Source organism: Anabaena catenula FACHB-362, assembly GCF_014698735.1.
In the GTDB taxonomy this organism is placed as follows: domain Bacteria; phylum Cyanobacteriota; class Cyanobacteriia; order Cyanobacteriales; family Nostocaceae; genus Anabaena; species Anabaena variabilis_A.
On record NZ_JACJTQ010000021.1, the window covers coordinates 90316 to 104899 of the forward strand.

Genomic DNA, 14584 nt, shown 5'->3' on the forward strand with positions numbered 1-14584 from the left:
AATGTATTTATTTATATTTAAGACTTTATTATCCAAGATGCTGGTTCATGATTAAGTCCTAGGAAATTATGTATCAAAAAACCTAATCATAACTATTGAATATTAATATTAGGTTAAGTTAATAATTCCCAGTTTAGGAAACATATTAAGCAGCTTACCATTGTGAGGACAAAACTTGATAATTTTTGCTAGTAATTTCTACAGAGATAGGTACTAATTGCACAGCACAAGCTTTTAATTCTGGTTGTAAAGAATCTGGGCAAGCTTCTGAGTGAGTCAGTGCATTAGCTTCAGCATCATCTGCCCAAAGCTTACCCCAGTGCATGGGGACAAAAACAGTACCTGGAGAAATAGCTTTTGTAACTTTAGCAGGAAACTTAGTTATACCACGGCGCGATCGCACTTCCAACCACTGATTATCACTAATTCCCAACGTCGCAGCATCGCGGGGATGAATTTCAATAAACGGTTGGGGATGCATTTGGCGAATTTTCTCAATTCTACCAGTGCGCGTTTGGGTGTGCCAATGTCCGTAAAGTCGCCCAGTAGTTAATACAAAAGGATAATTCTCATCAGGTGGTTCCGCGAGTCCTTTTGAATAATATGCCCCAAACTTAGCGCGTCCATCAGGAGTATGAAAGCGTAAATCAGTGTAAAGACGTTTCCCTGCGTCCTCGCGTCCGCGCATAAGAACGTCCTGTTTTCGGTGTGGCCATTGAGTGGGACCCTTTGTTTGTAAAACCTCATGACTCAAACCCGACATATCACAAGGACGCTGACGAGTTAATTGTACAAACTCCGCATACACTTCCGCCGAATTATTAAAAGCAAATTCCTTCTCAAAACCCAAACGTCTTCCTACTTCTGCAAAAATTTCCCAATCTGGTTTTGCTTCTCTTGGTGGTTGACGAAAAGCTGAACACAACGTTACTCTTCTTTCCGAATTAGTCATGATCCCAGTTTTTTCACCCCATTGTGCCGCAGGTAACAAAACATGAGCATAAGCTGATGTTTCCGTAGGGTAATAGGCATCTTGATAGATAGTAAAAGGAGATTTTAATAAAGCTTTTTTAGTGCGTTCTAAATCTGGCATACTCACAGCGGGATTAGTTGCAGCTATCCACAATAAACCCACATTTCCAGATTCCAAACCAGTAATCATATCCCAAGCAGTTAAACCAGGAACAGGTGAAATTTTACCTCTTTCTAAACCCCAAAAATCTTCAACTTCTGCCCGATGTTGTTCATTTTTTACCAGACGATATCCCGGTAACAAATGCGCCAAACCTCCCGCTTCCCTTCCTCCCATAGCATTAGGTTGACCAGTGAGAGAAAAAGGCCCCGCACCTGGTTTACCGATTTGTCCCGTCATTAAATGTAAATTAATAATAGTTCTAACTTTAGCCGTACCTTCTGAAGATTGATTGACACCCATTGACCATAAAGAAAGTACCGATTTCGATTTTCCCCAATATTTAGCAGCCGTTTCTAAATCTTCAATACTAATACCACATCGACTAGCTACCACATCCGGCGAATAATGGCGAATTACTTCGGCATAAGCTGGAAAATTGCTTGTACACTCATCCATGAATAATGTATCAATGTAATTCCAGCGCATTAATAAATGAGCAATCCCATTCAACAAATCAATATCTGTACCAGGACGAATAGCTAAATGTAAATCTGCTGCTTCTGCGGTAGGAGTGCGACGAGGATCGACCACAACCATTTTTACATGACGATTTTTTTTATGATATTTTGCTAATCGGTTAAAAATAATCGGGTGACATTCTGCTGTATTTGTGCCAATTAAAAAAGCACAATCAGTTAATTCCAAATCGTCATAACAACAAGGAGGTCCATCTGCACCAAAGCTTTGAATATACCCAGCCACCGCACTAGACATACAAAGACGGGAATTAGCATCGAAATTATTAGTTCCTAAACAACCTTTAAGTAATTTTTGAGCAATATAATAATCTTCTGTTTGAAATTGTCCAGAACCATACATACAGATAGAATTTGTTTCTTGCTTCAAGCGCAATGTTTGCATCCGTTGGGTAATAATATCAAAAGCTTCATTCCAACTGACACGACGAAATTCTTGATCTAAAGAATCGCGTATCATGGGATAATGCAATCTATTTTTATCTAAAGATTCAGCAATTGTTGCACCTTTAACGCATACCATTCCTTGACTAGATGGATGTGATTTATCACCACGTACCCGCCAAGTTGGAGTTCCTTCACTATCTCGATTTGTGGCTTTTCCATGTTGTGCTGGTGGGGAAACTTCTAAACCGCAACCAACACCGCAATAAGGACAAAGTGTTTTTGTGAATTCATTCATGGTAGTTATATTTTTTTTATTTCACGCAGAGACGCAGAGGTACAGAGAGAAGAGGAATGTGTGATTTTCAGGATGTTTTTACTTTCTTTGTCTTGTTACCTTTGCGCCTCTGCGTGAGATAATTATTCTTCGGTTATTAAAATCGGTTGATGATTAATTGTTTCTTCTTCAGTTTCATTATCAGATGCAAATGAATCTTTCGGTTCTTTGAGGAAGAATGCACACATAAATGAGCAAATCATGGCGGCTATACCCATTGTGGCAAATAGGGTTGATGGGTCAGTTAAGCTGTATATTGTGAGATAAACTACGCCACCAAAGTTGCCGTAAGCGCCAACGTTTCCTGCTATTTGTCCAGTTGCTTCTTTTTTGATTAATGGGACTATTCCGTAAGTTGCACCACAACCTGCTTGAGCAAAGTAAGCAGCAAACATTGTCGCAGCAATTGCTAAGGGGATAGGCCAATCTTTGTTAATGAAGTGCGCCATTAAATAGCCAAAAGCAATCCCAGCGGAAACAATTGTCATTGTCCATTTACGAGATTTTAATTTATCAGAAATTAAACCACCACTAGGACGAGAAACTAGGTTTAAGAAGGGATAGGTGGCGGCGATCATTCCGGCTACTACGTGTTCTAAACCAAAGGTTTTTTCAAAGAAGGAAGGTAGCATGGAAACGACTGCAAGTTCTGAACCAAAGTTGGTGATATAGGTAAATTCTAGTAATGCTACTTGACCAAATTGATAACGTTGATTTGCAGGGTAGGTTTTTTGTCCAGTTAGTAATTCTTGATTAACTTGATATGCTTGATAACTTTGGTAAGCGAATAATCCTGCTAACGCCAACCAAGCTATATACATTTGGCTGAGTGTAAGGAAGTGAATATTTTTTTGTTCTAAGCGCCAAGCTAATAAGCCTAATGCGAAAATTAACCCGAAGTTAGAAACAATCATCGCCCAAAAGCTTTTAATCGATGTTACTTCTAAGGAGCCATTTTTCTTGGGTTTTTTGTAAACTTTACCAATGGGTGTATCTTGAACGCTGTTGTAGTAGATTACGCCATAAATTCCGGCTATAATTCCTGTTAATGCAATTGTTAATCTCCAGTTAGAACCACCACCACCTAAAAAGCTGGTTGCAATTGCAATTGTTGGTAAAGCAAATTCTGCTCCAAATGCGCCAAAGTTACCCCAACCGCCATAAATACCTTGAGCAATTCCCATTTCTTTGGGAGGAAACCATTCGGCTACCATGCGGATACCAACAACGAATCCAGAACCGACTATTCCCATTAATAAGCGACTGATAACTAGTTGGTTAAAGTCTTGGGCTAATGCTGTTGCTAAACAGGGAACAACAGCAAACATCAATAATATGGAATAGGTAATTCTGGGTCCAAATTTATCCAGTAACATCCCAATAATAATTCGGGCTGGAATTGTTAAAGCTAAATTACAGATACCTAAAGTTTTAATTTGTTCAGGTAATAAATTTAATTCTTTACCAATTGTGGTAGCGAAAGGTGCAAAGTTAAACCAACAGACAAAGGTGAGAAAGAAAGCAAACCATGTCTGATGTAAAATTCGATAGCGTCCTTTTAATGAAAATAATCCTTTTAGCATTTAAAGTTTCCTGTTGATTTAAAATAGCTTGCGTAGCCATACTTATTTATGGAGATAGGAAATGGGGAAGAATTACCTGTTTCCTGTGGCTTTTTTCCAATTACGAATTATGCCAATTACTCATCAACATGAGCGCAGCGACGATAGAGAAAATCTAGGGCGTAGTTTCGCAGATTGTAATATTCTGGGTTTTCCATGATGCGGCGACGGTTGCGAGGACGAGAGAAGGGTATTTCTAAGACTTCGCCAATATTTGCCGCAGGGCCGTTTGTCATCATGACTAATTTATCTGCTAAGAAAAGTGCTTCATCAATGTCATGGGTAATCATTAAAACTGTGACTTGATGTTCTGACCAAATTTGCAGTAGTTCTTCCTGTAATTCTTCTTTGGTGATAGCATCTAAAGCGCCGAAGGGTTCATCTAAAATGAGGAGTTGGGGACGGATGGCTAAAGCACGAGCGATCGCTACTCGTTGTTTCATCCCTCCAGAAATTTGACCGGGTTTCTTTTCGGCTGCTTCTGTTAGTCCTACCATTGCTAAATGTTCTCTGACTATTGCCCGCTTTTCAGCTTGGCTTTTTCTGGGAAATACGGCATCAACAGCTAGGTAAACGTTATCAAAAACATTCAACCAAGGTAGTAAACAATAGTTTTGAAATACCATCATTCGGTCTGGCCCTGGTTCGGTGATGGGTTGACCTTGTAACCAGACAACACCGTTGGTAGGTTTATTAAACCCAGAAACCATGTTGAGGAGTGTTGATTTTCCACAGCCGGAATGTCCAATCAAACAAATAAATTCACCTTCACGTACTTTCAGGTTAATGTCATCTAGTACGGTGTAAGGTCCTTCGGACGTGGGGTAAATTTTATTAACACCTTCAATTACTAGAAAGTCTTCTTTTTTCTGAGTTTGTAATTGTTGGCTTTGGGTTTTGTGATTAAAGTTTATTGTGGTCATGATGATATATTCCTAAATTATTACAATTCATTATTATGGGCGAACGAGCGAACGAGGGCGGGGAGACCCCGCCCCTACTAAATAAATACTTCTTCAACTCGAAGTTGACGTTTGATTTCCAAACTTTTTAGATACTCTATTGGTTCTGAAGGATTAAAAACTTTGCCATCAAATAATTGAATGGGTTCTTCCCGTCCAATATCTAAAATGCCTCTTTCTCTTGCGGCTGCACCAAATATATCTGGACGACAAACTCTATCAATTACTTCTACCCAGTTTTTGGGGAAAGCTACTAAACCCCAACGGGCTAGTTGGGTTAAAATCCATAGCATTTCGTTACGGTCGGGATAGTTAGCTTTATTGAAATAAAACTGATGGGAAGTTTGGGTTTGTTGATGATGATTATGCTTGTAAGCATCTATTAAACCTGGACGAAGATGGAGAGAATTGCTACCAAGATAGTCAGGTTGAGAAATTAAGGTGAGAACTTCTTCCCGGTTGCGAATATCGTCGCAGTATTCACAAGCTGCTAATAGGGCTTTTACTAAAGCTAAATGTGTTTGGGGATTTTCCTGCGCCCAATCTTCTCGTACTCCTAATACTTTGTCTGGATGTCCATTCCAAAGTTCTGATGTGATAGCGGTGATAAAACCCACATTTTGATCAACTGCGTGAGAATTCCAAGGTTCACCAACACAGTAACCATCAATTTTCCCGTCTTGGAGGGCGGTTAGCATCTCTTCTGGTGGAATTACCATCAAACTGACATCTACATCAGGTTGAATTCCAGACTCTGCTAACCAATAGCGCAATAACAGGTTTTGCATGGATGCAGGATGGACAATTCCCAAGGTGTGGGTTTTGTCTAAGTCAGCGTTGATGGTAGTTTGAAAGTCTGCTAGGTTTTTGACCCCAGCGTTGAGTAGTTCTTTGCTGAAAGTGATGGCGCTACCATTGCGGGAGAGGGTCATGGCTGTGACCATTGACACCGCATTTTTACCTCCTGCACCTAAAGTCATGGCTAGGGGCATACCTGCTACCATTTGAGCAGCATCAAGTTTGCTAGTTGCTACACCTTTGGCTATGTCTTTCCAGCTAGTTTCAGGGTTGAGGTTGACTTCTAAACCGTATTCAGCAAAGAAACCTTTTTCTTTGGCGACTATTAAAGGCGCGGCTTGAGTGAGGGGAATATAGCCAATTTCTAAATGAACTTTTTCTAAGTTGTTGTTAGAAATAATTGCTGGTGCTGTGGGTTGTTTTTGACGTTTTTTCGCTTGTTTTTGTTGGTTGAGAAAGTAGATTATTTGATTCCGTAAGTCGTAATAACAGGGATTGTTAACTACTTCCAAACGCTGACGAGGACGGGGGATAGGAACTTCGAGAATTTGCCCAATGTGTGCTTCTGGTCCATTGGTAAGCATAACGATGCGATCGCTCAACAATAAAGCCTCATCGACATCATGTGTCACCATCACACAGGTAATTCTGTGTTCATTACAGATTTGCATTAATTGTGCTTGTAAATTGCCCCTTGTCAAAGCATCCAAAGCGCCAAAAGGCTCATCTAGCAACAACAACTTCGGACGGGTAGCTAAAGCACGAGCGATCGCCACTCGCTGTTTCATTCCCCCTGATAATTCACTAGGACGTTTGTTAGCTGCACGTCGCAACCCCACCATATCAATATGTTCTTCTATGATTCCTCGACGTTCTCCTTTAGGTAGATTTTGATAGACTTCATCCACAGCTAAAGCGATATTTTCTCGAACAGTTAACCAAGGAAGTAAAGAGTAATTTTGAAAAACTACCATTCTATCGGGACCAGGTTCTCTCACTTCCCGACCTTCCAACGTCACACCACCAATACTGGCTCGATCTAAACCAGCGATAATATTAAGTAAAGTGGACTTACCACAACCAGAATGTCCTATTAAAGAAACAAATTCACCTTCAGAAATTTTCAATTCAATATTTTTTAAGGCGATATATTTACCACCATCGGGGAGGTTAAATATTCGGTCTACATGGTCAATTTCTAAAAAAGTCTTCATAGGGAACAGGGAATAGGGAACAGGGAACAGGTAATTCAAATAATTACGACGAATTATTTTTGTTCTGTAGTTACAACCTTTTGGGCAACAAAAGCCACCATTCTATCTAAAACTAATCCCACCAAACCGACATATACCAAAGCGATAATAATCTCACTCATATTGGTTTCTGTAGTCGTGTTATAGGCATCCCAAATAAAGGAACCAATACCCACACCACCAACTAACATTTCTGCTGCGACAATTGCCAACCAAGATAAACCGATGCCAATTCTCAAACCCGTGAAAATATAAGGAACAGTTGCCGGAAACACTATTTTCAAGAAATAATTTTCCTTACGCAAACGCAAAACACGAGCCACATTTACATAATCTTGGGGAATATTCTGCACACCCACAGTTGTATTAATCACAATCGGCCAAATCGAAGTAATGAAAATTACGAAAATTGCCGAAGGATTAGCTTGCTGAAACGCAGCGAGAGAAATAGGCAACCAAGCTAAAGGCGGGATAGTTCTTAATACCTGAAAAATTGGGTCTACAGCATTATACAGAAAAGTATTAGAGCCAATTAATATTCCTAAAGCAACCCCGACAACTGCTGCTAGAGAGAAACCTAAAGCAACCCGTCCTAAACTGGTCAATATCTGCCAACCTAAACCTTTATCACTGTCACCATTATCAAAAAAAGGATGAATAACAAAAGGGTCCCAAGTTTCACGAATTGTTTCTATCGGACCAGGTAATTGAAAATTAGGAATTAAACAAAGTAATTCCCACAACACCAGAAAAATAACCAATCCAAACAGCGGTGGTAGAACCTTATTGATCAAAAACTTATTAATTACCTTTTGCTGTTTACTACTAATTCTACGACTTCCAACAATAGCAGCCATTTATTTCTCCTGCAAAGCTTAATAAAAATGATTACACAACAATTAATCTCTTTTCTTTCTCTTCTCTGTGTCTCTGCGTCTCTGCGTGAGACTCAAAAATCCAATTAATCTAGTAGATATTGTTGGGTTGCGCTTTCGCTTAACCCAACCTACAATTACACCTTCTTAATTTGCAAACTCTTTAAATATTCTTCCGGTTTTTCAGGATCAAATTTCACACCATCAAAAAATGTTTCCACACCACGAGAAGAACTGGCTGGAATTTCCGCAGCAGCTACACCCAAAGCCTTAGCAGCTTCTTTCCATAAGTCTTCTCTATTTACCTGATCAACAATTTCCTTCACTTTCGTATCTTTAGGTAAATAACCCCAACGAATTTCTTCAGTTAAAAACCAAGTATCATGACTCTTATAGGGATAAGAAGCATTATCAGCCCAATACTTCATCCGATATGCAAAGTTTTGCTCCTTGCGTCCATCACCATAGTCAATATTACCTTTAGCTCGTTCTAAAATATCAGCCACAGCAACATTAAAGTATTTTCTATCAGCGCAGATTTTACACATTTCTTCTTTATTTTCTGGCTGATCACACCATTGTTGTGCTTCCATAATTGCCATCAATATTGCTTGTGTCGCATTCGGATTTTTATCAACCCAATCTTTACGCATAGCAAAGGCTTTCTCTGGATGATCATTCCATAATTCACCTGTAGATAAAGCGGTATAACCTAATTTTTGGCTGACTAATTGAGCGTTCCAAGGTTCTCCTACACAAAAAGCATCAACAGTCCCAACTTTCATATTGGCTACCATTTGTGGTGGTGGTACTGCTTCCAAAATGACATCTTGATCAGGATTAATACCGCCAGCAGCTAACCAATAGCGCATCCATAAATCGTGAGTACCACCGGGGAAAGTCATGGCAACTTTGATGGATTTTTTATCTGCTTTGGCTTTATTTACTGATTCTTTCAGTGATTTACTTTGTAAACCAACTTTCAACTCTTTGAATTTTTCAGCAACTGAAATCGCTTGACCATTGATATTTAATCGCGCCAATAGATACATTGGCACTTTATCATTCATGGTGAGAAGATAGGGCATGGGTGTAAGAATGTGTGCGCCATCAATACCACCACCAGATGAGCCAATTTTTAAGTTATCACGAGTGACTGGCCAGGATTTTTGTTTACTGACTTCAACATCAGTCATGCCATATTTAGCAAAGAAACCTTTTTCTTTAGCAATAATTAAAGGTGCGGAATCTGTTAAAGCAATAAATCCTAATTTGGCTGTGGTTGTTTCTACTTTTGGGGCATTGCTAACTGTGGAATTGTTAGCCAGTTTAGCAGTGGAAGAAGCAGCAGTATCTGTTGTTGCTGACTTAGAGTTACTAGATGAACAACCGTGTACCAAGATAGAAGTTGCTGCTGCTACACTTGAGGTAATAATAAATTTTCTGCGAGAAATATTGCTCATTATAAACTCTTAGTCAGTTTTTATTTGGGTTTACGTTTATGTCTGGATTTTGGCGATTGATTTAATGGGAAATTAAGGCTTCTTCCCGAACTTTTGCGCCGAAGTTTTGAATGAGTATTTCTCTTAACACGGGTTGTAAGTCTTCACAGGGAATACTTTTTTGTACACAAGTTCCTAAATGTGCATCTTTCCCAACTGTTCCACCCATGTAAATGTCTACACCTTCCGTCATTTTGCCATTTTTACGCACTTTAGTTCCCATTAAGCCAATATCTGCTACTTGGGGTTGTCCGCAGGAATTAGGGCATCCAGTCCAATGAATTCGCACAGGACGAGATAAAGTTAATTCAGATTCCAATGATTTAATCATTGCTAAGGCGCGGTTTTTGGTTTCTATTAATGCAAAGTTGCAAAATTGTGCGCCTGTGCAAGATACTAATGATCGCATCAATAAACCAGGATTAACTGCAAATCTCTCTAATATCGCTTCGGTGAAAAATGTTGTTAAACTGGAATCGGTAATATTGGGGATAATGATATTTTGCTCTACGGTAAACCGGATCTCTCCACTTCCATAAACTTCGGCTAACCGGGCAATTTCAAACATATCATCAGCATACAATCGCCCGACGGGAATATTTAAACCTGCATAGTTAAATCCAGGTTGTTTTTGTTTGTATATCCCCACGTGATCCCGTTTTTCCCAGTCAATTTCATCTTTAGCTGCTGCGGGTAATAATGATTTCCCAAAACGCTTTTCTACTTCATTTCGGAATTTTTCTATACCCCATTCATCAAGTAGCCACATTAACCGGGCTTTTTGTCTATTTGCACGTAAGCCATGATCTCGGAAAATCTCAACAATGACTTTGCATAATGATACGACTTCTGCGGGAGATACCCAAGCATTTAGAGGAATAGCAGCTTCACAACGTTTTGCTGAAAATAAGCCGCCGACAAGGACGTTAAAACCGAATATTGGTAATTGATCTTCATTTCCCCAAAAAGCGGGAATAAAAGCTAAATCGTTAATTTCGGCGTGAACTGAATTATCCCTTCCGCCAGTAATTGCAATATTAAATTTACGGGGAAGATTGCTGAATTCTGGATTACCTTCACCGTTGTTAGTGAGCATATCTTGGATTTGCTGCACCAATTCCCTGGTATCATAAAACTCATCTGCATCCAAACCCGCGACGGGATCACCTGTAATATTGCGGACGTTATCCATCCCTGATTGAATGGTGGTTAAGCCAACTTTGTGAAATTTATTAAAGATATCTGGGATATCTTCAATATTGATCCCGCGTAATTGTATATTCTGTCTGGTGGTAATATCAGCGCTGCCATTTTCACCGTAACGCTGTACCACTTCTGCTAAAGCAGACATCTGATTGCTGGTGAGAATACCGTTAGGTAAACGCATCCGCATCATGAATTTACCGGGAGTCACTGGACGGAAGAATACACCCAACCATTTTAGGCGATGGTTAAGGTCGTTTTCGTCCATTGCTTCCCAACCGATTTGGGCAAAATTTTCTATTTCGTTTTTAACTGCAAGTCCGTCTTTTTCAGCTTTGAATTTCTCGAATTTATTGAGTTTTTCGGTGGTAGTTGCTGTTTCTGTCATGGGATTTTGTATTAGGAACAGGACTTAATTAACTGCTTATCCGTGTTCTTCTCGCTGATGTACTTGCCACTTTGGGGAAATAACTGATAGTAATTTCCTGGTTGGTAGTTGTAACAGTTGCGATGTTGTTACGTTAAGGTGAATTTTCATAACAATTCGTATAGTAGGTTACGAAATTTAGGTATTCATGCAGAAAGCGGATATGATGGTTGCGGTTTTTGCATGACTTATGGGAAATTATTTTCAATAAATGTGTTTATATAGATAAAAGCGACAATTACTCGTTCCCAGTCTCTGACTGGGAATACCTACCAGGAGGCTCTGCCTCCAATCCCAGGATACAGGGTACTTTACCCGATTTTGTGCTGATAGTTGAGGCAGAGCCTCATCAACTGCATTCCTAGTCAGAGACTAGGAACGAGGAAACGGGAAAGAATTGTCATTCTCAAACATAAACATCAAGTTAAAAAATGAGAAACTTTCCACTTTTAAATAGAACTGTATTTTTCTCCTATTTCTTGCATTAACCTAAGTAAATTTGTTTGTTCTTCATCTTTAGACAGTTCTGGAAATACTAAATATTCAGATTCTTTAGACAGTTCTGGTAATTTTAGATATTCAGATATTGTATAAAAAGTAGTAAAATCAGGTGCTGACCACCCACTTTTCCAAATTACTTTTTTATTCGTTAATACAATACCTTCTTTAGCATCATTCCAAAAGCTAGTATTCTTTAAGGCTAATATTTTTTCATCAGATTCCATAACGGAAGCCGCATAGCTAGATATAGTATTTGATAACTTATCTAAGGTAATATTAGGAGCAATTTCAAAGCCCTCCATTTTATACTCGTTATTTAATTTCTGGTTAAGAAACTCAATAAATTCCTTTAACTTAGGAGAGATTGGCATTTCTGTTAAAGTGTACAATCGTGATTCTAGCTGGTGTAGTATATTCGCATCTCTACGTTTTTGCCCTTTGAGGAATGACCAGACAACAAAACCAGCCCCAAAGGCTATTAAAGATGCTCCTCCTGTGATGACACTAATTCCTCCCAAGGCTGAAATGAGTGTAGTAATAGCGGCCGCTCCTGATAATGTACCTGCTACCTCCAACGCAGAAGCGGCAGTCCAGGCAATCAGAACTGCACCTGCACCTGCTAAAGTTCCTGTTACTGTTGCAATGCCTAAGTTTTTATAGTCTTCTCCGTCCATTTGAGACACAAGCGCAACAGATAGTATTCCAGCCGCTCCAATTAAAGCTGCTCCCCCGGTAACTACTGCTAAACCTCCTAACATTCCTAGTCCACCAGCAGCTACAGAACCACCTCCTAAGTATGCCAAAGTAGCTGTCATAGGCGCTCCACTTAATACTACACCTGTTGCTGTTTCTGCTCCTAAAACATTGAGAACACCACTACCTATCGGTACAATTGAGCTACCTGCTTTAGTTACAAAACGACCAACATTTTCAACTGTACCAAAGTCTTCTTTTGCTGATTTTGCATCCTTATCAAGAAATACATTTTGTGCCAGCAAATAAACTACTTTGCTACTATATGAAATATTAGAATCAAGGATAAATTTATTTAGTAATGGCAAATCTTCTTGATGAGATATTTTTTTTCCATCCCGAATTTCTTGATAAGTAAGTAAATAGTTTTGTTTCTCTGGCAAGCTTAAATTCTGAGTCTCTTTAATTAACCTGACAATAATTATATCTACAGTAAAAGCTCTAGATTTAGCACTTGCAAGTGAATAAGCACGTTTAACTCCTATAGGAATATCCGAACCAGCAATAATAGCTTCTAACTCTTTGAGATAGCTAAAATCTGGAACTGGTTCTGAAGCCCTAACGTATTGGTATGTACCTCTAATTCGTTTCTTTTGGTCTTCAGAAAGTTCAGATTTAGATAAGGCGGATTCAATTGCATTTTCAATTATATTTAACTGACAATTTTGATAAGCTATATCATATCTTTGTCGAATTTGTTCATCTAATTTCGATGAAGCTACAAGATATTGCAATAAATCAAGAGAAGCAATATCTTCTATATACTCACCATCTTCAAGTAATTCATAAGTCTGTTTAGCTTTTTCTTTCGTAGCATCTTTACGAATAAAATCAGCTTGGTCAATTTCTTGATAAATTTTGTCAGCAATTCTAATTTGCGAATCGTATAATGTATGCAAAATCAAAGTAATATCATTACCTTGTAAGCCAACTTTAGGAACGGAAATTTCATAATTTTCTATAATTCTAGCAGGAATTTTTACCTGACAAATATTTCCAGATCTCAAAGCAACTTTTTGAATACCACCTCTTTTAGCAATTTCGTAAGGTATAAAGACGTGATATTTTTCATTGATGATATCATTATTAGCACTAGCAATTTCTGGATATATAAAATCTTTAATCAGATAAACCATAACACCCGAAGCTATCAAATTTAAAAACATCCGACGGTTTATATTATGGCTACTTTCTTTGACAACCTCTTTGGTTGCACTGTCAAATTTTTTAGCAACAGCCCCAAACAACCACCCCATCATATCGTTGCATCCTTTGATAACACAATCTAAAATAGATACGATTATAAATATAACATGCATCTTTAAGTGTGTCTAGGAACGTCAAAACTTTTTTAAGTATACAATGTAAAACTTAATAATTAAACAATTAACTTCAAAATCTGACACAATCTATTACTCACAAATTAACACTGGAGTAATGAACAGACATCACAAAACTAAAAAATGCTACAATGTACAAAACCAGAAAATTTAGAGAGTTATTTGCTATAATTGTACTTAATAATAGTTAGTTGAGGTAAGTTACTATGATTACAAAACAAATGATTCAAGATAAACTAAAAAATTTAACAGAAGAACAACTTAATCAAGTTTATGGAATTATTGAACAGTTAAGTGGTTCTGAAAATGCTGTTACAAAACCTAGTTTAATGTCTAAATTACGAAACATTAAAATTGATGCTCCTGAAGATTTCTCGATTCAAGTTAGTGTTAGTTTAGGGAGAGATGTAAGTGAGGGATAAAATTTTTGTTGATACGCTGTTTATTGTAGCTTTAATAAACAAACGGGATCAATATCATCAAAGAGCTTTAGAATTAGCTCAACAATGTGAAAATTATCCTTTGATTACAACTGATGCAATTTTATTAGAAGTTGGTAATGCTTTATCGAGTAATTATAAAAGTGAAGCTGTGGAATTAATGGAAACCTTTTTAAATTCTGATGATGTAGAAGTTATCCGGTTAAATCCTGATTTATTTGAAGAAGCATTAAATTTATACAAACAACATCAAGATAAATCGTGGGGTTTAGTTGATTGTGTTTCTTTTGTGGTAATGAAACAAAATAAAGTTACTCAAGCTTTAACTTTTGATACTGACGGGGGGACGAAATCAGCTACAAGACAGACTCTATAAGCCTCATAGCTCTTAGACCTTGTTGATAATACTTACACTTATTGCGATTTAATCTTATTAATTCTGTAACCAAATCCATACAAATCTCCTTAAAATTGACCCAAGTTTGACCATATAATCCGATATAAAAACTACTATGT

10 protein-coding genes and 1 pseudogene are annotated in these 14584 nt (G+C 38.1%); 2 read left to right on the forward strand and 9 right to left on the reverse strand.

The genetic code is table 11. The features are described 5' to 3' along the window. Window positions 1-154: 154 nt before the first annotated feature. From H6G68_RS14925 to H6G68_RS14960, 8 genes are all read right to left on the reverse strand, one after another. Entirely contained in the window at window positions 155-2353 is a 2199-nt protein-coding gene (locus H6G68_RS14925; protein WP_190907344.1) for a molybdopterin oxidoreductase family protein, read from the reverse strand. 122 nt (window positions 2354-2475) lie between these two features. Next, complete coding sequence (locus tag H6G68_RS14930; protein ID WP_190907345.1) at window positions 2476-3975, reverse strand: NarK family nitrate/nitrite MFS transporter; 1500 nt, start codon at window positions 3973-3975, stop codon at window positions 2476-2478. Window positions 3976-4091: 116 nt separating this feature from the next. Next, window positions 4092-4937 carry a nitrate ABC transporter ATP-binding protein gene (locus H6G68_RS14935; RefSeq protein ID WP_190907346.1) on the reverse strand — a complete coding sequence of 282 codons (846 nt, stop codon included), beginning with the start codon at window positions 4935-4937 and terminating at the stop codon, window positions 4092-4094. Window positions 4938-5014: 77 nt separating this feature from the next. Beyond that, window positions 5015-6988 (reverse strand): ABC transporter ATP-binding/substrate-binding protein, encoded by a 1974-nt coding sequence (locus H6G68_RS14940; protein WP_190907347.1) that lies wholly within the window; start codon window positions 6986-6988, stop codon window positions 5015-5017. Window positions 6989-7041: 53 nt separating this feature from the next. Continuing rightward, window positions 7042-7884, reverse strand: a complete 843-nt coding sequence (gene ntrB / locus H6G68_RS14945) for a nitrate ABC transporter permease (protein WP_190907348.1) — start codon at window positions 7882-7884, stop codon at window positions 7042-7044. A gap of 155 nt (window positions 7885-8039) precedes the next feature. Then, window positions 8040-9365, reverse strand: a complete 1326-nt coding sequence (locus H6G68_RS14950; protein ID WP_190907349.1) for a CmpA/NrtA family ABC transporter substrate-binding protein — start codon at window positions 9363-9365, stop codon at window positions 8040-8042. Window positions 9366-9426: 61 nt separating this feature from the next. Beyond that, window positions 9427-10995 carry a ferredoxin--nitrite reductase gene (locus H6G68_RS14955; RefSeq protein WP_190907350.1) on the reverse strand — a complete coding sequence of 523 codons (1569 nt, stop codon included), beginning with the start codon at window positions 10993-10995 and terminating at the stop codon, window positions 9427-9429. 488 nt (window positions 10996-11483) lie between these two features. Beyond that, window positions 11484-13607 carry a hypothetical protein gene (locus H6G68_RS14960; RefSeq protein WP_190907351.1) on the reverse strand — a complete coding sequence of 708 codons (2124 nt, stop codon included), beginning with the start codon at window positions 13605-13607 and terminating at the stop codon, window positions 11484-11486. A gap of 227 nt (window positions 13608-13834) precedes the next feature. On the opposite strand from H6G68_RS14960, the gene H6G68_RS14965 reads away from it, so the two are divergent. Together H6G68_RS14965 and H6G68_RS14970 are read left to right on the forward strand one after the other, a co-directional pair. Next, window positions 13835-14050: a hypothetical protein gene (locus tag H6G68_RS14965; RefSeq protein ID WP_190907352.1), complete on the forward strand. Its 216-nt coding sequence runs from the start codon at window positions 13835-13837 to the stop codon at window positions 14048-14050. Then, entirely contained in the window at window positions 14040-14444 is a 405-nt protein-coding gene (locus H6G68_RS14970; protein WP_190907353.1) for a PIN domain-containing protein, read from the forward strand. The genes H6G68_RS14965 and H6G68_RS14970 overlap by 11 nt, the downstream gene beginning before the upstream one ends. Here H6G68_RS14970 and H6G68_RS27220 read toward each other — a convergent pair. Next, window positions 14425-14584, reverse strand: a pseudogene (locus H6G68_RS27220) (IS4 family transposase); the annotation flags it as partial. The gene H6G68_RS14970 and the pseudogene H6G68_RS27220 sit on opposite strands and share 20 nt — an antisense overlap.